The 18,739-nt window shown below is 68.0% G+C and carries 15 protein-coding genes; 9 read left to right on the top strand and 6 right to left on the bottom strand.

The genetic code is table 11. From position 1 onward, the window contains the following. Nucleotides 1-92: 92 nt before the first annotated feature. A complete protein-coding gene (locus ACFWFP_RS22210; protein WP_379297904.1) occupies nucleotides 93-461 on the top strand; it encodes a type II toxin-antitoxin system RelE/ParE family toxin in 369 nt (122 codons plus the stop codon). Continuing rightward, on the top strand, nucleotides 458-778 hold the full coding sequence (locus ACFWFP_RS22205) for a helix-turn-helix transcriptional regulator (protein ID WP_379297902.1): 321 nt from the start codon (nucleotides 458-460) through the stop codon (nucleotides 776-778). The genes ACFWFP_RS22210 and ACFWFP_RS22205 overlap by 4 nt, the downstream gene beginning before the upstream one ends. 767 nt (nucleotides 779-1,545) lie before the next feature. Here ACFWFP_RS22205 and glyA read toward each other — a convergent pair. Together glyA and ACFWFP_RS22195 are read right to left on the bottom strand one after the other, a co-directional pair. Next, nucleotides 1,546-2,841 (bottom strand): serine hydroxymethyltransferase, encoded by a 1,296-nt coding sequence (gene glyA, locus ACFWFP_RS22200; RefSeq protein WP_379297900.1) that lies wholly within the window; start codon nucleotides 2,839-2,841, stop codon nucleotides 1,546-1,548. A gap of 157 nt (nucleotides 2,842-2,998) precedes the next feature. Continuing rightward, nucleotides 2,999-4,210 (bottom strand): DUF885 domain-containing protein, encoded by a 1,212-nt coding sequence (locus tag ACFWFP_RS22195; protein WP_379297898.1) that lies wholly within the window; start codon nucleotides 4,208-4,210, stop codon nucleotides 2,999-3,001. 199 nt (nucleotides 4,211-4,409) lie between these two features. Here ACFWFP_RS22195 and coaA point away from each other — a divergent pair, with 199 nt between their 5' ends. After that, the gene (gene coaA, locus ACFWFP_RS22190; protein WP_101465876.1) at nucleotides 4,410-5,342 is read left to right on the top strand and encodes a type I pantothenate kinase; all 933 of its coding nucleotides are present in this window, start codon (nucleotides 4,410-4,412) and stop codon (nucleotides 5,340-5,342) included. 22 nt (nucleotides 5,343-5,364) lie between these two features. Here coaA and ACFWFP_RS22185 read toward each other — a convergent pair whose 3' ends face one another. From ACFWFP_RS22185 to ACFWFP_RS22175, 3 genes are all read right to left on the bottom strand, one after another. Next, complete coding sequence (locus tag ACFWFP_RS22185; RefSeq protein WP_379297897.1) at nucleotides 5,365-6,483, bottom strand: hypothetical protein; 1,119 nt, start codon at nucleotides 6,481-6,483, stop codon at nucleotides 5,365-5,367. A gap of 83 nt (nucleotides 6,484-6,566) precedes the next feature. Then, complete coding sequence (locus ACFWFP_RS22180) at nucleotides 6,567-7,133, bottom strand: hypothetical protein (protein WP_379297895.1); 567 nt, start codon at nucleotides 7,131-7,133, stop codon at nucleotides 6,567-6,569. Nucleotides 7,134-7,162: 29 nt separating this feature from the next. Beyond that, nucleotides 7,163-7,942 (bottom strand): isoprenyl transferase, encoded by a 780-nt coding sequence (locus ACFWFP_RS22175; RefSeq protein ID WP_266293063.1) that lies wholly within the window; start codon nucleotides 7,940-7,942, stop codon nucleotides 7,163-7,165. Nucleotides 7,943-8,048: 106 nt separating this feature from the next. Between ACFWFP_RS22175 and ACFWFP_RS22170 the strand changes: the two genes are divergently transcribed. Further along, nucleotides 8,049-8,714 (top strand): hemolysin III family protein, encoded by a 666-nt coding sequence (locus ACFWFP_RS22170; RefSeq protein ID WP_379297893.1) that lies wholly within the window; start codon nucleotides 8,049-8,051, stop codon nucleotides 8,712-8,714. A gap of 115 nt (nucleotides 8,715-8,829) precedes the next feature. Then, a complete protein-coding gene (locus ACFWFP_RS22165) occupies nucleotides 8,830-10,311 on the top strand; it encodes an adenylate/guanylate cyclase domain-containing protein (protein WP_379297891.1) in 1,482 nt (493 codons plus the stop codon). A gap of 12 nt (nucleotides 10,312-10,323) precedes the next feature. On the opposite strand, the gene ACFWFP_RS22160 is transcribed toward ACFWFP_RS22165, so the two are convergent. Next, the gene (locus tag ACFWFP_RS22160; RefSeq protein WP_379297889.1) at nucleotides 10,324-12,375 is read right to left on the bottom strand and encodes a thioredoxin domain-containing protein; all 2,052 of its coding nucleotides are present in this window, start codon (nucleotides 12,373-12,375) and stop codon (nucleotides 10,324-10,326) included. 265 nt (nucleotides 12,376-12,640) lie between these two features. On the opposite strand from ACFWFP_RS22160, the gene ACFWFP_RS22155 reads away from it, so the two are divergent. The 4 genes from ACFWFP_RS22155 to ACFWFP_RS22140 are packed head-to-tail and all read left to right on the top strand — an operon-like array spanning nucleotide 12,641 to nucleotide 18,730. Then, a complete protein-coding gene (locus ACFWFP_RS22155; RefSeq protein ID WP_379298347.1) occupies nucleotides 12,641-13,852 on the top strand; it encodes an MFS transporter in 1,212 nt (403 codons plus the stop codon). Further along, complete coding sequence (locus tag ACFWFP_RS22150; RefSeq protein WP_379297887.1) at nucleotides 13,849-15,093, top strand: aminotransferase class I/II-fold pyridoxal phosphate-dependent enzyme; 1,245 nt, start codon at nucleotides 13,849-13,851, stop codon at nucleotides 15,091-15,093. The genes ACFWFP_RS22155 and ACFWFP_RS22150 overlap by 4 nt, the downstream gene beginning before the upstream one ends. Then, the gene (locus tag ACFWFP_RS22145; RefSeq protein WP_379297885.1) at nucleotides 15,090-16,655 is read left to right on the top strand and encodes an acyl-CoA carboxylase subunit beta; all 1,566 of its coding nucleotides are present in this window, start codon (nucleotides 15,090-15,092) and stop codon (nucleotides 16,653-16,655) included. Before ACFWFP_RS22150 ends, ACFWFP_RS22145 begins: the two co-directional genes overlap by 4 nt. Then, nucleotides 16,652-18,730, top strand: a complete 2,079-nt coding sequence (locus tag ACFWFP_RS22140) for an acetyl/propionyl/methylcrotonyl-CoA carboxylase subunit alpha (RefSeq protein ID WP_379297883.1) — start codon at nucleotides 16,652-16,654, stop codon at nucleotides 18,728-18,730. The genes ACFWFP_RS22145 and ACFWFP_RS22140 overlap by 4 nt, the downstream gene beginning before the upstream one ends. Nucleotides 18,731-18,739: the final 9 nt, after the last annotated feature.

Raw genomic sequence — 18,739 nt, 5'->3', positions numbered from 1 at the left:
CGGTCAGCACGGCGGGCACCCCAGTAAACCGGGCCTCGGCTCGCACTTCAGATCGAGATTTGCCGAGCTATAGGAAATGCTATAGTTCGAGGGTGGATTGGGACATCTACCAGACCGAAGAGGTCGCATCGTGGATCGAGGATCTGCGACGCACCGATCCAGTCGCCGCCGACCAGGCAGAGGCGGCGGTAGACATCCTGTCCGAACACGGTCCGACGCTCGGCCGCCCGCTCGTCGACACTCTCACCGGGTCGAAACTCGCCAATCTCAAAGAGCTGCGCCCCCGCCGAACGATGATCAGAATTCTATTCGTCTTCGATCCATGGCGGTCGGCGATTCTGCTGGTGGGCGGGGACAAGACCGGCAGGTGGAAGACGTGGTATGAGCAGGCGATTCCCCAAGCCGAGACGCTCTACGAGATCTACCTGAAAGAACGAGCAGAAGAGGAAGGCCAACGATGAGCAGCTTCAAGAAGTGGGATCGGGACGCCTACCGCAACCGCGTCGGCGACGACGAGGCCGCACGGCGGCGTGGTGCGATCATGGCCGAACAGTGGGGCTACCAGCTTGCCGAGGAACGCAAGCGGCTGGAGTTCACACAGGCAGGCTTGGCGGAAATCATGGGCGTCAGCCCGGGACGGGTCTCCCAGATCGAGCGCGGCGAAGTCGCCACCGTCGCGGCGATCGCCGCTTACGTCGCCGCGCTGGGCGGGAAGCTCGAACTGCTTGCAGACATCGGTGGACACCTGCTCCGCATGCCAGCCGATCCAGCCGCATAAACAGCCCAATTCGCAATATCCATTTTGCAAGCAATCATTGGGGGCGACCGCCTCCTGAACCTCAGCCGTCAGCATCGCAAGGCCGCTTCAGAGAGCACGGACCTGCCTGGATTACAGCAATCGCGGCGCTCGTCGCAGCGTTAACCGGCCTTGCAGGAGTCGTAGTGGGCCGAGCAACGGCGCCACCGCAGACACCAGTCGCTGCTCCAGCACCGACAAGCTATTCGCTGTCGACTACCTCGCCCCCTGCACCAACTATTGCTGCTGACCCCACGACCGTGGCACCGAGTTCTGCGGTACCCCAAACCGCCGGTCAATTGTTGGTCACCGACTGCTAGGTCGCTGTGGCGCCAGGGTATGGCGTCGGGCTATCGAAATCGAAGGACTGCCCGTTGCCGACTGAGAGTGAAGTCTCAGGCGTACGGTTCGGCAGCGTCATGCTCTCGGTTAGCGGGAAAGGCACGCTGACAATCCTGGAGCCATCGCAGGAGCCCGGCTACGATCCCTGCCGGAAGAATACCCGCTACAAACAAAACGTGAACCAGGTCGACGCGGGCACGACTGTCTGCTTCATCGGAAATGGCATCGTAGCGGCGATCACGCTCACCGAACCTATGCCGTATACGAGGTTGAGCGACGCGCTCGCTTTCCGACTGACAATCTGGCAAGGATAAGCGCGGCTCGCCAGAACATCACCGGGCCGCAGGAATCAACCTGTTGCCCGGCTACCTCTCATCGCAAGGGGCAGCCGGGCAAGGGCTTTCGGCTCAGCCGAGCAGGCGCCAGTCTTCGAGGCCCTGGTAGAGCGGGACGCTCTGGGCCAGCTTGGAAACCCGACCACGCAGGGTGTCGACATCGGAGGTGCCTGCCAGGGCGGCGGCGATGATGTCGGCCACCTCGGTGAACTCGGTGTCGCCGAAGCCGCGGGTGGCCAGGGCAGCCGTGCCGATGCGCAGGCCCGAGGTGACCATCGGGGGGCGAGGGTCGAACGGAACCGCGTTGCGGTTCACGGTGATACCGACCTCGTGCAGCACGTCTTCGGCCTGCTGACCGTCGAGTTCGGAGTTACGCAGGTCGACCAGGACCAGGTGCACATCGGTGCCGCCGGTCAGGACCGAAACACCTTTGCCCTGCACATCGGCACCGGTCAGACGCTCGGCGAGGATCCGCGCACCGGACAGGGTACGTACCTGACGGTCGGCGAACTCCTCGGTGGCAGCGATCTTGAACGCGGCGGCCTTGGCGGCGATCACATGCATGAGCGGGCCGCCCTGCTGACCGGGGAACACCGCGGAGTTGAGCTTCTTGGCGAACTCCTGCTTGGCCAGGATCAGGCCGGAGCGGGGGCCGCCGAGGGTCTTGTGCACCGTCGAGGACACCACGTCGGCGTACGGCACCGGCGAAGGATGCAGACCGGCGGCGACCAAACCGGCGAAGTGCGCCATGTCGACCCACAGGTAGGCGCCGACCTCGTCGGCGATCTCACGGAACCGCGCGAAGTCCTGATGACGCGGATACGCCGACCACCCGGCGACGATCACCTTCGGCTTGGCCTTGCGCGCGATGTCACGCACCTCGTCCATGTCGATCCGGTGATCTTCCTTCGACACACCATAGGAGTGGACGTCGTAGAGCTTGCCCGAGAAGTTCAGGCGCATGCCGTGGGTGAGGTGACCACCATGGGCGAGGTCCAGACCGAGCAGGGTCTCGCCCGGGTTCATCAGCGCCATCAGCACCGCGGCGTTGGCCTGGGCGCCCGAGTGGGGCTGCACGTTGGCGAATTCGGCGCCGAACAGTTCCTTGGCACGGTCGCGAGCCAGGGTCTCCACCACGTCGACGGCCTCGCAGCCGCCGTAGTAGCGCCGGCCCGGGTAGCCCTCGGCGTACTTGTTCGTGAGGACCGAGCCCTGCGCCTGCAGGACCGCGCGCGGCACGAAGTTCTCCGAAGCGATCATCTCGAGGGTGTCGCGTTCACGGGCGAGCTCGCCCGCCATCGCGGCGGCCAACTCGGGATCGAGCTCACCGAGAGACTGGGTATTCACCGAAGCGGTCGTCTGCGTCACGCCGTCGAGTCTATTGCCGACCGTGTGCGAGCCGAGCACGGGGATACCGCAACACCGTCCGAGCCGCTACCGGAGAGATCAGGGTCACAGCCCGTCTGACCAGGTTCGATAGCCGTCGAACGTGCGAACTCGCTGTTCAACCCCGGCCGCCACGCCGTCATCCGGTAGCGACACCCATCCGCCGGATCGCCCCCGGCGTCAGCGGCTCGTCGAGCAGACGCCCGAACCGCTCGACCCGATCCTGGGCGTCGACCGCGCCGTCGAGCCACCCACCGAGCAGGCGGTAACCCTCGACATAGGTGCTGATGTAGGCCCGCCACAGCGGCGAGGACAGGAACCGCAGCGACTGGCGCGCCCGTTCCGGCGTCGCCAGGATCCACCGCTGCAGGAACAACGCCACCTCGTCCTCGCTGCGATGCTGATCGTGCAGCAGCAGCGCGGCGTCCTGACGAACGTTCAGCAGTTTCGCCGACGCGGTCGAGAAGCGTTCGGCCCGTTCACCGTCGAAGCGAAGGCCGAGGTCGGCGTAGATCTCCTGCGCCCAGACTCCCCAGCCGGGCCCGACGATCGACCGCAGGGCCAGGTCGGCGAGGCCCTCGGCCATCAGGCACTGCGGGGTGTTGACCAGGAACAGCGTCTGCTCGTCCTCGCCCGCCGCGACCAGCCCGGCCTCCTTGCGGCAGTGCTCGGTGTGGTGGCCGGGGTAGGCCTCGTGCGCGATGAGCGCGGGGAGGTTGCCCATGTGCTGTTTGAGGTCGGAGTTGATCGCGACCGTCGAGGCGAAATTGCCCAGGTAGTAGTTGAAGCCGGACCACGGCTTGTCGCCGACGACCTCGTAGGTGACGTGCTCGTTGTCGGGCAGCGGATAGCGGTCGCGCACCCGCTCGCGCAGCGCACTGGAGAACGCTTCGACACAGGCACCGAGCTTTTCCGGGGGGATCTCGTCACCGCGACGGTAGGCGGCCGCGCGTTCGGCCAGCGGTCCGTCGCCGCCGAGCACCTCGTCCATCTGCCGGTGCGCTTCGCGGTAGTCGTCGGGGTCGCCCGGTGCGATGTCGACGTCGAAGTAGGCGCGGACCTCGTCGACGAAGCCGATCGGCTCACCGGCGAACTTGCGGGCCGAGCATTCCATCGCCACCAGGTGGGCATCGAGGAATTCGGTGCGCTGCGCCGAGAGCCCGGCATCGGGCAGGGCGGCGCGCAGATCGACCGCGCGCCCGGCCAGCTCGGTGGGCACCGGGACGGCCGCGTTCTCGACATCGCGGCGCAACTGCGGGTCGCCGGTGTAGGCGTCGACGAACCCCTCTTCGAGGCGTTCGAAAGCCAAACCCAGGCGCAGGTATTCGGTGACAAGTGGATGTGACCCCATCCGCCCGACCTTACGTGGTCGATCGGAAAATGGTGTCTTACCTCGGCGTTGTCGCTGGTTACCGACCAGTAGCCAAACCCCCTGTTGCGCGCGGGCAGCGAGCACGGAGCACAATCTCGCTATGCGGTCAGAGTTATCCCGGATCTCACCAGACGGGCAGCCAAGCTGTGCGGATGCGCCCGGACGGAGGGTCGGGTAGGTGGCGCGGATGAGTGAACCGAGCCCCTATGTGGAGTTCGATCGAAGCCAGTGGCGCACACTGCGCAAGTCGACTCCCCTGGTACTGACCGAGGACGAGCTGACCGGCCTGCGCGGTCTCGGCGAGCAGATCGACCTCGACGAAGTCGCCGAGGTCTATCTGCCGCTGGCCCGGTTGATCCATCTACAGGTCGCGGCCCGGCAGCGGCTGTTCGCCGCCACCGCCACCTTCCTCGGCGAGAAGCATCCCGACAAGCAGGTGCCGTTCGTGATCGGTGTCGCGGGCAGTGTCGCGGTCGGCAAGTCGACCACCGCGCGCGTGCTGCAGGCGCTGCTGGCGCGCTGGGATCACCACCCCCGGGTCGATCTGGTGACCACCGATGGATTCCTGTATCCCACAGCAGAACTCATTCGTCGCGGCATCATGCACCGCAAGGGTTTCCCGGAGAGCTACGACCGGCGCAAGCTGCTGCGATTCGTCACCGAGGTGAAGTCGGGCGCCGAAGAGGTGTGCGCGCCGGTGTATTCGCACAAGTCCTACGACATCGTGCCCGACGAGAAACACTGTGTTCGTCAGCCCGACATTCTCATCGTCGAGGGGCTGAATGTGCTGCAGACCGGGCCGCGACTGATGGTGTCGGACCTGTTCGACTTCTCCATCTATGTCGACGCCCGCATCGAAGACATCGAGAACTGGTATGTGCAGCGCTTTCTCGCGTTGCGCAAGACCGGCTTCGCCGACCCCGACGCGCACTTCCACCACTACGCGGCCTTCGACGACGAACAGGCCACCGCGGCCGCGCGCGATATCTGGCACTCGACCAACCGGCCCAACCTGGTGGAGAACATCCTGCCGACGCGCCCCCGCGCGACCTTGGTGTTGCGCAAGGACTCCGACCACACGATCAACAGGCTGCGGCTGCGCAAACTCTGATCGGCTCGCCCGCCGGCACCGCTCAGCCGGTGGCCGTCGGCGAGCCCAACGAGACGACCTGCGTCGCCACTTCCGTGGTGTCCTCGCCCTGGTGGACGACCAGGACGCCATGCGGCGTGCCGCGCGCGTCGGTGGGCTCACCGGCGACCACCTCGAACATCGGCTCCTGCGCCTGTTTGCGCGGGAGCATGTCGACCACCGGGTACTCCCCGACCGGCGCCCACCCCTGCGCCGCCAACTGCATCCGGTCGACCGTGCTCGGCGCGCCCGCGAGGTCGGCCCACTTGCGGGTGGCGATCGTGATCGAACCCTCGGCGCTCCAGCGCGGGCTGTAGGCCGCCGAGCACTCACCCGGCAGCGTGGGCATGGCCAGGACGCCGTTGGTGGCGGCGTCGATGGTCGCCACGTTGCCGCTGCCGCAGGTCGCGCTGCGCGCGGTGGCCCCGGCCAGCACGAAGGTGTGCCCATCGGGACCGGCGGCGGCCGACAGTCCGGCGTCGATGCCGGGCACCCGGCCCAGCGGCAGGATGACATCGGCGCCGATGGCGTAGAGGTGATTCTTCTCCCACCACAGGCCGCGCGATTCCACCCGGGCCAGCAGCACGAACTCGTCGGTGGCCGCCACCAGTTCGGCCCCGCCCCACCCGCCACCGGTGAGCGGACTCGGCGAATCCGGCAGGACGATCTCGCGTTCGGGCGCAGCGGGCTCGGAACCGGCCAGGTCCATGCTCATGATTTCGCCGGGCTCCCGCCACCAGCCGACCACCGAACCACGCAACGCCACCGCGTTGGCGCAGTCACACGGTATGCGGGTCACCGACCGGTCGCGCACACCCACCGCGACCAGCGTCTTGCTACCGCTCTCCACCGCGAAGGCGTAGTGCCCGTCCCTGGTGAACGCCACCGCGGCCGACGAATAGCCGAAACTGCCCGGCGCCCGCACGGTTTCGCCGCCGCGCACCACCGCCAGCTCGGCATCGGTGCGATAGGCGAACACCGGGCCCTTCGCGGCCTGCTCCTCGGCCGGCGTCAGCCGGGGCGGTGCGGGCTGGTCGACCTCACCGCAGCCCGCGACGACCGCCACGGCACCGAGCACCGCGATCCGCGCACGCCATCCGCTCGTCTTCGTCGCAATTCCCACAGCTCACACCCCTGCAATGTGTCGTCGGGCCCGGTCTCGCGCAGCAGCCTAGCCCGGGGCCGCGCCGAATCGGGCCTACTCCGCTACAACGTCCAGGCCGCGTCGAGCCTGGTCGCCACGTCGATATTGCGGACAGCCGCGATCTCCGGCTTGCGGATCTCTTGAGCGACGTACCGGGCGACGAACCGGCGGATCTCGTGGTCGACACTGGCCAGCACCCGCAGCAACTCACCGCGCTTGGAGCTGCTGGCGACGTTGACCCGCACGTCGCCGGGACGCGGCTCGGCGATATCGATGACCACCCGCAGCGGGTCGGCGGTGCGCGCGGTGAGGTGCAGATGCACGGTGCCGTCCACCCGGAACCGCGACCGGTCGACCGCCAGATCGAGAACCAGATCCACGTGCAGGGGAATGGTCAGTTCGAAGGAGATGAAAGCGTCGACGAAACGTACGATGCGTGGTTGCCCGAGCTCCACCTGCGCGGTGACCTTCGCCAGTCGGCCCGGCCCCACCCCGATCGGCCCGAAATCGAATGCGGCTCCGGTGAGTTGGCTGAACGCGTCGGCGATGCGCTGCTCGGAGACGGCGTATTCCAGGAAACGCCTGCCGAATTCCTCATAACTGATGTAAGAAGGCTGTCCGGGTTCCACTGACCGCAGAGTACGCGACGGCTACGCCATCACACGCCGAAACGGCGGTGGCGCGCCGCGTAATCCCTTAGTGCGCGCAGGAAATCGACACGCCGGAACTCCGGCCAATACGCCTCGGTGAACCAGATCTCCGAATACGCGCTCTGCCACAACAGGAATCCCGAAAGTCGCTGCTCGCCAGATGTTCTGATCACCAGATCCGGGTCCGGCTGACCGGAGGTGTAGAGGTGCTGGCCGATCGCGTCGACCGTGATCGACTGCACCAGATCCTCACCCGACTCGCCCGAGGCGATCTCCTGGCGCACCAGCGAGCGCACCGCGTCGGTGATCTCCTGGCGTCCGCCGTAACCCACCGCGACATTCACGTGCACGCCATCGCGCCCGCTCGTGCGCTCGGCGGCCACCCGCAGACGTTTGGCGATCAGCTCGGGGAACCCCTCGAGCGACCCGACGATCCGCACACTCCAGTTCTGCTCCGGGGCGGACAGTTCCTCGACGACATCGGTGATGACCTCGAACAGGGTCTCGAGCTCTTCGGGGTCGCGGCGCAGATTCTCGGTGGAGAGCAGGTAGACGGTGACCATCTCGATGCCCTGGTCGGAGCACCAGCCGACGAGCTCGGCGATCTTCAGCGCGCCGACGCGATGGCCGTGGCTCACATCGGTGAACCCGTTCTCACGCGCCCAGCGTCGATTGCCGTCGCACATGACGGCGACGTGGCGAGGGTGCTGCTTGTCTGCCAGCTGCTGCGACAGCCTGGCTTCGTAGATGCGGTACGGCAATCCACGCACCCGACCAAGAAACTCCACAGCCGCACCCTACGCCTGGACCGCCTCGCGCCCCCGCCTCCCCAGGGTTTGCCGTAACCTGAGGACGGTAACCTACGGTACCGTAGGTTTTGGCTCGGGAGGTTACGTGGACGATGTCCTGACTGAGATCGCCACGGTGATCAAGCCGCGCTTTCGCGGCTGGATCCATACGTGGGCGGTCGGAGTCGCCGCTGTCGCGGTGACCGTACTGGTGGTGTTCGGGTTCCTCACGTCGTTGACCGCGGGCTGGTCGACGCTGCTCTACGGGATCTCGGTGTGCGCGCTGTTCGGGGTGAGCGCGGTGTATCACCGGGTCACCTGGGCGAGCGTGCGCACGCGAGTGCGGATGAAGCGGGCCGACCATTCGATGATCTTTCTGTTCATCGCGGGCAGTTACACGCCGTTCGCGCTGCTCGGGTTGCCCGGGCGGACCGGGCAGATCCTGCTGGTCGTGGTGTGGGCGGGGGCCATCGCCGGGATCGCGTTGAAGTTGTTGTGGCCGACCGCGCCCGCGTGGGTGGGGGTGCCGCTGTACCTGCTGCTGGGGTGGGCGATCGTGCCGGTGATCCCCGAGCTGCTGCACAACGTCGGCGTGGCGCCGCTGGTGCTGCTCGCGATCGGTGGCGTGATCTACAGCGTGGGGGCTGTTCTCTACGCGACCAAGTGGCCCAACCCCTGGCCCGACTTCGGGCACCACGAGTTCTTCCACGCCGCGACGGTCGTCGCGGCACTGTGCCATTACCTCGCGATCTGGCTGGTCGTACTCGGCTGAACGGCGCGTGCGCGTCGCCTCGACCCGGGCGCCTTCTATGCTCGGTAGTTGTGTCACCCGTCAGCGCAGCTCGTGATGCCCGGGCGTCCTCGGGCGCCGGGCTCGGGCGTGCGCGGTGAACCGGCTGGTCCGGTGGGCGCTGCGGTCCTACTGGGGACTCGCGCTGGTAGTCATCACCGCCAACATGGTCGGGGTCGCGGCCATCTTCCTGGTCAGCTGGGCGGGTGGCGTGTTCACCCGGATCGGCGACGACTGGAGTGACGCGGCGGTACTGATCCTGATCTACCCGGTCCTCGCCTTCTGCCTCGGGATCGGGATCGCGCTCTACGACCGGCGCCGCTATATGCGCTGGCTCGACGACAACCGCAAACCGACGCCGGAGGAAGCGCGAGTCCTGATCCGGCTGCCCGCCGCGATCACCCTGCGCGCGATCATCCTGTGGACACCGGGCGTCGCGTTGACCGTCTGGCTCGTGGACCGGTTCACCGACTATCACAACATCACCGTGCTGCTGGCCGGATTCACCCTCGGCGGGCTGGAGGCGGCGGGCGCGATCTACCTGATCCTGGACCGCCTGATCCGCCCGGCCGTGCCGATCATCACCGCGGTGCTCGGGCCGACCGTGCACCCCAGTTCGACCGTGCTGGTGCGGGTGCTCGTCACCTGGGCGGTATCCAGTGCGCTGCCGGGGCTGATCATCATCGTCGTCCTCAGCGATACGACCACGCCCGCATCCGATCGAGTGCGCGCGGCGTGGTTGTTCTCGATCGTCGCGCTCGGCGTCGGCGCCCTCGCCACCGCCCTGCTCGCGCGCTCGGTGGCCACGCCGATGCGCGCGATGTACCGGGCGCTGGACCGGATCACCCGCGGCGAACTCGATGTGCGGGTGCCCGTCGGCAGCGCGAGCGAGATCGGCCGCCTCGAACACTCCGTCAACGAACTCGCCGCCACCCTGCGCGACCAGATGCACACCGAGGACGTGTTCGGCAGGCACGTCGGCTCCACGGTGGCCGAACGCGCCCTGTCGGGCAGCAGCGATCTCACCGGCGATGTGCGCATCGTCTCGGCGCTGTTCGTCGACGTCACCGGCTCGGTGCAGCTCTCCGCCGAAATGGCCCCCGAGGATTTCGTCCACAAACTCAACCGGCTGCTCGCCACCGTCGTAGCGGCCACCGAGGACAACGGCGGCCTGGTGAACAAATTCGCCGGCGACGCCGCGCTGTGCATCTTCGGCGCCCCCTCCGCCCTCCAGGACAACGCCACCCCCGCCCTGCGCGCCGCGCGCCGCATCCGCGACGAAGTAGTCGCCACCGGCGAACTCGACGTCGGCATCGGCGTCGCCCGCGGACAGGTGTTCGCGGGCGACGTAGGCGCCGACACCCGCCTCGAGTTCACGGTCATCGGCGACGCGGTCAACGAGGCGGCCCGCCTCACCACGGTGGCGAAGGAAGCGCCACGGCGGGTGCTGGTGAGCGATGCGATCTGGCAGGCCGCGACCCCCGCCGAACGCGCCAAGTGGAAGCGCTACAAGGACTTACGGCTGCGCGGAATCCCCGGCCGAACCCGGACCTGGACCGACATCTCACCGAGACAGTGAGACTCAGGCCCGTTACCGCCGAAGCGACGCCGTCAGCGCGGCGGGGTCGGTGACCGGGAGGTCGCAGACCGAGCCTCGGCAGACATAGGCGGCGGGGGTGCCGTTGACGAGGGGACAGTCGGTGAGCAGCGGGGCGGTGTTCGGTGGGGCCGCGAGGATGATCGAGCCGCCAGGCGCGGATGCGCGGGCGGCGGCTAGCAGTTCCATTGCGGTGGAGGTCTTTTCGGTGGCCGCGATGGCCACCTGGTAGGGACCGCGGACCGCCGCTTCGGCGACGGAGAGCCAGTTGCCCGCCGTGCGGGGTGCGCGGGCCAGCAGGATCGCGCCGAGGGCCAGGGTCTGGTCGGCGAGTTCGCGGTAGCGGATCGCGCGGTCGGGATCGGCGAGCGCCGAGGCGGTGAGCAGGGCCTCGGCCAGGGCGGAGGCGCCGGCGGGGGTGGCACCGTCGACGGGGTCGCGGGGACGGGCGACCAGGGTTTCGGCATCGTCGGCGGTATCGAACCAGCTGCCGGGGCGTTCGGCGTCGGCGAAGTGGTCGATCGTGTTGTCCAGCAACAGTTGTGCGGCGGCGAGCCAGTCGGGTTCACCGGTGGCCTGGTAGAGGGCGAGCAGGCCGTTGACGAACCAGGCGTAGTCCTCGAGAACACCGGGCGGGGCGCCCGCGACACCGTCGAGGGAGGCGCGGCGCAGCCGCCCGCCGACGAGGTGGACGTCGAGCAGGTAGCGGGCGCACCGCACGGCGGCGGCGATCCACGACGGTTCTTCCAGTGCCGCACCGGATTCCGCGAGCGCGGTGATGGCCATGCCGTTCCAGGCGGTGACCACTTTGTCGTCGCGGGCGGGCTGCGGGCGCCGGGTGCGGGCCTCGAACAGCTGGGCGCGCAGTCGATCGAAACGCGACGACTGATCGGCGTCGACGGGGTCGCTGTGCCGGGTGAGCACCGAGGTGCCCTGTTCGAAATTGCCCCCGGTGGTGACGCCGAGAGCGTCGGCGGCCCACATGCCGTCGAGCGGGCCGAGTTCGCCGATCAGCTCGGCGGGCGTCCACACATAGGTCGCGCCTTCGACGCCGGGCCCCTCCGGTTCGAGGTGGGTATCGGCGTCGAGAGCCGAGGCGAAACCGCCCTGCGCCGTCCCGAGATCACCGAGCAGGAATTCGACCGTTTCCCGGGTCACCCGGTGCGGCAACGACTCCAGTGGAGTCACGGGCGCGCGACGCGCGAGATGGGCGTAGGCGCGCAGCAGCAGAGCGTTGTCGTAGAGCATCTTCTCGAAGTGCGGGACGAGCCACCCGGCGTCGACCGAGTAGCGCGCGAACCCGCCGCGCAACTGGTCGTAGATCCCGCCGCGCGCCATCGCCTCGGCCGTGCGCTCGACCACGTCGAACACCGATCGGTCGCCGGTCCGCTCCCAGTGCCGCAGCAGTCCTTCCAGCAACGCCGACGGCGGAAACTTCGGCGCCCCACCGAATCCGCCGTGCGTCGAGTCCTCGTCGGCGACGATCGCGGACACCGCCTGGTCGAGAAGGTCAGGGGCAATGGCGAATTCGGCGTCGGGCAGTCCCGATGCCTGCGCCTGCAGCGCATCGGTCACCTGCCGCGCGGCCTTGTCCACGTCGTCGCGCCGGTTGCGCCAGGTCTCGGTCACCGCGCTGAGCAACTGCGTGAACGACGGCATGCCGCCGCGCGGCTGCTTCGGGTAGTAGGTACCGCAGTAGAACGGTGCGCCGTCGGGCGTGAGGAAGCACGTCATGGGCCAGCCGCCCTGCCCGGTCATGGCCACGGTGGCGTTCATGTACACCGCGTCCAGATCGGGACGCTCCTCCCGATCCACCTTCACGCAGACGAAGTCGGCGTTCATCTGCTCGGCCGTCGCGAGGTCCTCGAAGGACTCGTGAGCCATCACATGGCACCAGTGGCAGCTCGCGTATCCGATCGACAGCAGGATCGGCACATTCCGCTCGGCGGCCTCGGCTAGCGCGTCGGCATTCCACTCCCGCCAGTGGACGGGGTTGTCGGCGTGTTGACGCAGATAGGGCGAGGTAGCACCGGCCAATCGGTTCACAAGTTCCACCCTGCCATACGCGCCGAGCACAGGCCGCGCCCCATGTGCTGGGCGCGCCTTTCGTCCGGCCCGAAGTGCTCAGGCAATTTCTTCGCATCCACGCTGCGACGCACCGCGCGGTCACGAATCCGCCATCGATCATTAACCTTTCACGCTCAAATCAACGCGATCGCAACGGTGTTCGGCCGCTCCGCCTGGCCGTATACCTAGAACCCGGATCCAGCATCCTTCGTGATTCGCTCGGCCATAGGGGAGTGCATTGTCTGTGCAAGCGGAAACCGGCGAAATTCCGGCTTCCGCGGCAACACGCCGAGCAGTTGTCACAACGGCATGTGTCGCGGTCGCGGTCGCCCAAATGGCGACGACCATCTACCTGCCGAGCATGCCCGCGCTCGGCGCCGACATCGGTGCCGGTGACAGCGTCCTGCAGCTGTCGGTGGCCGTGTTCGTGGTGTTCGCCGCGCTCCCGGTGGTCGCGTGGGGAAGGGCAGCGGAAAGGTTCGGCCGGGTACCCGCCTTCGTGGCGGCCGGGCTGTGTTTCGTCCTCGCCAGCGCGGGCCTCGCGCTGATCACCAGCGCTCCGGAATTGCTCGGGCTGCGCGTGGTCCAGGCGATCGGCGCGGGCGGTATCGCGGTCGTCGGCCGGATGATGATCAAGGATCTGTTCACCGGCGCGGAGCTCGCGCGCCAACTCGCGCTGTTGTCGATGGCGTTCGTCGTCGCGCTCGGCGGCGGGCAGGTGATCGGCGGCATCGTCACCTCGACGGTGGGATGGCGCTACGGATTCGTCGTGCTGGCCGTGCTCGCCGCGGTGCCGGTCGCCTTCGCCCTGCGCATCTCACTGCCCCGGCGCGAACCGGGACCGAGGGACAAAGGCGCAGCTGGACGTCTTTTCACCGACCGCGTCTTCGTGGTCAGCGCGGTAGCGGGCGGGGTCGGATTCGCCGTCATCGTGATGATCCAGCAGAAGTCCGCGTTCATCTTCACCGACCGTTTCGCGCTCTCGCCGTGGGTGTTCGGCCTGTTCGGTGTCCTCTACGGCGCTGCCTACCTCGGCGGGGCGACCTACGTCCGGCAGCGCGTGCGAGGGGTGGGAGCGCACGCCATGATGCGCCAGGGCGCCGCGATCATGCTCGCGGGCTGCGTGCTCATCACCGCCGTGTGGGCCGTCGATCTGCCCAGGGCGCTCGCACTGCCGATTTTCCTCGCCGGCTACATCACCACGACCTTCGGCCAGGCGACGCTGTTCCCCAACAGCGCCGCGCACGCTGTCAGCCACCTCGCCACCGGAGCCGCCATCGCCGTCTCGTGGTGCGCGCTGGTGCAGCAGGGCCTGGCGGGCATCGCCTCGCTGGCCGGCCCCACCCTGTCCGGGCTGCTCCCCTGGTCCCTCGCCATCACGCTGCTCGCCGCGGTGAACGTCCTCGTCGTCGCGGCGCCCGAGAAAACTGACGCACCCTCGCCAACAAAGGAATGAACGGAATGGCCAGAAACCAATTCGCAAATATCCGCAGGCAGTTGCAACTGAGCAATACATTTTGGGACGACAGCACCGCCCACGGACTGGTCGATATCATCGCCGATGATATGCGCGAGGGAATTGTCCATTCTCGCGACGGCCGAACGATCGTCAACTTCTCATCCTATTCCTATCTCGGTCTTGACAGCGATCCACGAATCATCGAGGGCGCCCATCGCGGGCTCGACGAAACCGCGACGATCAATTCCTCCATTTCCCGGATGCGCATCCGGCTCGGTCTGCTGGAGGAGGCCGAACAGCGGCTCTCCCGGACCTTCGACGCGCAGGCGGTCACCGTGTCGTCGTGTGCGGCCGCCGCGTGGGCGACCTTGCCGCTGCTCGCCTCCGGTGAGCTCACCGACGGGCACCCGCCGCTGGTGGTCTTCGACAAGAACGCGCACTTCTGCCTGAACGCGATGAAGCCGCTGGTCGCGGACGAGACCGAGTTGGTCACGATCGAGCACAACGACATCGCCGCCTTGGAACAGTTGTGCCGCAGCCATTCGCACGTGGCCTATGTCGCCGACGGGGTCTACAGCACCGGCGGCGGCGCACCGCTCGCCGAGTTGCACCGGCTCCAGGATCGATACGGCCTGTTCCTGTATTTCGATGAGGCGCACGGCATTTCGACGCTGGGCAGCCACGGCCGCGGCTATGTTCTCGGAGCCTACGAGGGCTGGCGCGAACGGACCCTCGTGATCGCCTCGCTCAACAAAGGCTTCGGCGCCAGCGGCGGCGTGATCTTCTTCGGCGCGGCGGGCGACGCGTCGCGTACACCCACCCTGTTGCGCACGAGCGGCCCGCTGATGTGGTCGCAGCGCGTCAACACGGCCGGACTCGGCGCCATCATCGCCGCGTGCGACCTCCACGACGACGGCACCGTCGATCGGCTCCAGGTCGCGCTCCAGGAGCGGGTTCGCCTGTTCGACTCGCTGGTCGACACCGACCTCGCCGGTGACGGCCTGCCGATCAGATTCGTGAGCATCGGCCGCGAGGACGTCACCGTCGCCGTGGCTCGGGACATGCTCGACGCCGGTTTCTACACCTCGCCGGTGTTCTTCCCGATCATCCGCCGTGGCAGCGCGGGCCTGCGCCTGATGCTGCGGGCCGATCTGGACCCCGACACGATCCGCCGCTTCGCCGACACCCTGAGCTCGAGCCTCGCCGCGCATCAGGACCGGGAGGAACTACCAGCATGACCGCCGTCATCGAGAACACCCTCGGGTTCGAAGCCCAACGCGCCCTGCTGCGCGACCACACCGCCGAGATCGTGGCGCCGCGCCGCCGCCACGGCGACGCCAAACTGCCTGTGCGCGAACGGGTCAACCGCATTCTGGACCCGGGGACGCCGTTCCTGGAGATCGGTCGCCTCGCCGCGCACGAGGTCTACGACACCGATCTGCCCGCCGCCGCGCTGATCGTCGGCATCGGCACCATCCACGGCAGACCGTGCATGGTGTTCGCCAACGACCCGCACGTGAAGGGCGGAACCTTCTATCCGCTCACGATCAAGAAGCATCTGCGCGGGCAGAAGCTGGCCAGGGAGTACCGCCTGCCGTGCGTGTATCTGGCGGACTCGGGCGGTATCTACCTGCCGTTGCAGGAGGAGATCTTCCCCGACGAGGAACACCTCGGAAAGATGTTCCGCAATATCGCGGAGATGTCGGCCCTCGGCTTGCCGCAGATCTCGGCCGTGCTCGGCATCTGCACAGCGGGCGGCGCCTACATCCCGGCGATGAGCGACGAGACCGTGATGGTCAAGGATCTGAGCACCGTCTTCCTCGGCGGACCGCAGCTGGTGGAGGCCGCCACGGGCGTGGTGGTCGACGCGCAGACCCTCGGCGGCGCCGATCTGCACGTGCGCGACACCGCGGTGGCCGACCATCTCGCGGCCAACGAGCTGGAAGCGCTGGCGATGGTGCGCGACATCGTGTCCCGTACCCCCGGCGACCGCGTGCATCCGCCTGCCTTCGAGGCGCTCGAGCCCGCCGATGATCCGGCGCGACTGCCGGATCTGATTCCGGCGACCACCAAGAAGGAGATGGACGTCCGCGCGATTCTGCGCTGCGTGGTCGATGCCACCTCGTGGGTCGAGTACCGCAAGGACTACGGCATCACGATCGTGTGCGCGACCGCCCGGGTCGCGGGTTACGAGGTCGGGATCATCGCGAACCAGGGCGTGATCTTCCCCGACAGCGCGCTCAAGGCCACCAACTTCATCCAGATCTGCGAACAGCGCCGCATCCCACTGTTGTTCGTGCACAACGTGAGTGGGTTCATGGTCGGCGAGGAGTACGAGCGCGCCGGGATCGCCAAACACGGCGCGAAGATGGTGAACGCGGTCTCGTGCGCCACGGTGCCCAAGATCTCGCTGGTGATCGGCGGCAGTTTCGGCGCCGCCAACTTCGCGATGTCGGGGCGGTCGATGGGTGGCCAGTTCATGGCGATGTGGCCGAATGCCCGCTCCACCGGGGTCGGTGGCGAGCAGGCGGCGGCGGTGATGGCGATCCTCAAGCGCGACCGGTTGCGCCGCGAGGGCAAGGAGCTCAGCGCCGCCGAGGAAGCCGCCATCAAGCAGCCGATCATCGACAGTTTCGAGCGCCAATCGCTGCCGACCTACATCGCGGCCCGCATGTGGATCGACGCCGTGGTCGAACCGGAGGACACCCGCTCGTGGTTGGCGCGGTGCCTGTCGCTGGCGCACGAGCGCTGGGATCGGCCGCAACCCTCGGGTTCGAACTTCGGGGTGTTCCGGCTGTGATCTCCCGGCTACTCATCGCGAACCGGGGCGAGATCGCCGCCCGGATCGCCCGCACCTGCGATCGCCTCGGCATCGAGTACGTGACGGTGAGCGTGGCGGCGGACCGGTCGCTCACCTATCACGCGGCGGCGGTGTCGACCGTCGCGCTGCCCGAGCGTGACAGCCGCGACGCCGCGGCCACCAGGGCCGATACGTCGAACGGCTCGACGCGTGGCGAATCCGCGACCACCCGGCCCACCGGCTACCTCGACATCGACGCCCTGGTGCGCGCCGCGACCGAAACAGGTTGTGACGCGGTGCATCCCGGATACGGATTCCTGTCCGAGAACGCCGATTTCGCGCGTGCGGTCCGGGCGGCCGGATTGGTGTTCGCCGGCCCGAGTTCGCGGGTGATCGAGACGATGGCCGACAAGTCCTCCGCGCGCCAGGTCATGGCCGAGGCGGGTGTACCCGTGCTGCCCGGCACCGTGCGGGCGAGCGACGACCTCGATGCCCTGGTGGGCGGGGCAGCCGACATCGGGTACCCGCTGATCGTCAAGCCCGCGGGCGGTGGTGGCGGCAAGGGCATGTCGGTGGTGCGCTCGGCCGCCGGGCTGCGCGAGGCACTGGCGTCGGCTTCACGCACCGCGACAGCGGCTTTCGCCGACGGCCGCCTGCATCTGGAGCGGTACGTCGAGCGCGCACGCCACATCGAGGTGCAGGTCTTCGGCGACGAATTCGGCCACGCCGTCCACCTTTTCGATCGTGACTGCTCGCTGCAACGGCGGCATCAGAAGGTGATCGAGGAAGCACCGGCCCCACGGATTCCCGAGGCGGTGCGCGCGGCGATGTTCGCCGCCGCGGTGCAGGGCACGAAGGCTTTGCAGTACGTGGGCGCGGGCACGTTCGAGTTCCTGCTGGTCGGTGACGAGTTCTTCTTCATCGAGATGAACACACGATTGCAGGTGGAGCACACCGTCACCGAGGAGATCACCGGTCTCGACCTGGTGGAGTGGCAATTGCGGGTCGCCGCGGGCGAACCGCTGCCCGCCGACCAGGCCGAGATCGCCTACTCGGGCGCTTCGGTGCAGGTGCGGATGTATGCCGAGGACCCGTTCCGGTCGTTCCTGCCGTGCCCGGGCGGGCTCGAGGTCACCCACTGGCCGGATGTTCGCGTCGAACGCGCCTTCGCCCGCCACCTCGACGTCACCGGCGGGTTCGATCCGATGATCGCCAAACTCGTCGCGACCGGCGCCACCCGCGACGACGCGCTCACCGCGGCCCGCCGGGCCTGCGAAGACCTTCGCTGGCAGGGCATCTCGACCAACCTCGGTTTCGTCGCCCGCGTCCTGGCCGCCCCGATCGTCGCGGCGGCCGAGCACGACACCGCCTACCTGGACCGGATCGACCCGGTCGCCGAATTCGGCGATCCCGACGAGCTCAGCGCCCTCGCGGTGGCCGCCGCGCTCACCGCACCCGACCGCGCGACCCCCTGGTCGACCGGTGCGCCAGGGGGTGATCGAGCCTGGCTCGATCCCGCCGATCGCGACCTCGGCAGTCTCGACCTGTCGGTCGACGGGCGCGCGGTCACGGTGCGAGTCGGCGGCTACGAGGGCGACGCGGTGCTCGTGCGCGCCGACACCCTCGACCCGAGCGGCCCCGCTGCGCAGACCACCGACCGCAGCGCCGACACCCGGCAGACGACCGAGGTGGGCGTCACCGCTCGACGAACCGACAGCGACACGATCGCGGTCGGCTCGACCCCCTGCGTCGTACGACGCGACGGCGAGGGCTGGACCTGCCAGGTAGCCGGGGTTTCCCGGCAGGTGCGCTACGCCGAATACCGCTCGCTCGGCACGACCGCGACGGATCCCGAGATCCGCTCGCCCATGCCGGGCACTCTCGTGCAGCTCCACGTCGAATCGGGCAACCCGGTCGAGAAGGGACAGCTGCTCGGCGTGGTCGAGGCCATGAAGCTCGAACACGAACTGACCGCCACCCATGCGGGGATCGTCACCGTGACCGCGGCCGAAGGCGCCGTGGTCACCACAGCTCAATCACTGTTTCTCATCGAAGAGAGGGGCGCCGCGCTGTGATGCGACATC

The sequence above is a fragment of the Nocardia sp. NPDC060249 genome (genome assembly GCF_042728755.1).
Lineage (GTDB): Bacteria > Actinomycetota > Actinomycetes > Mycobacteriales > Mycobacteriaceae > Nocardia.
Note: the sequence above shows the minus strand (reverse complement) of the source record. Positions and strands in the feature narration are given on the sequence as shown.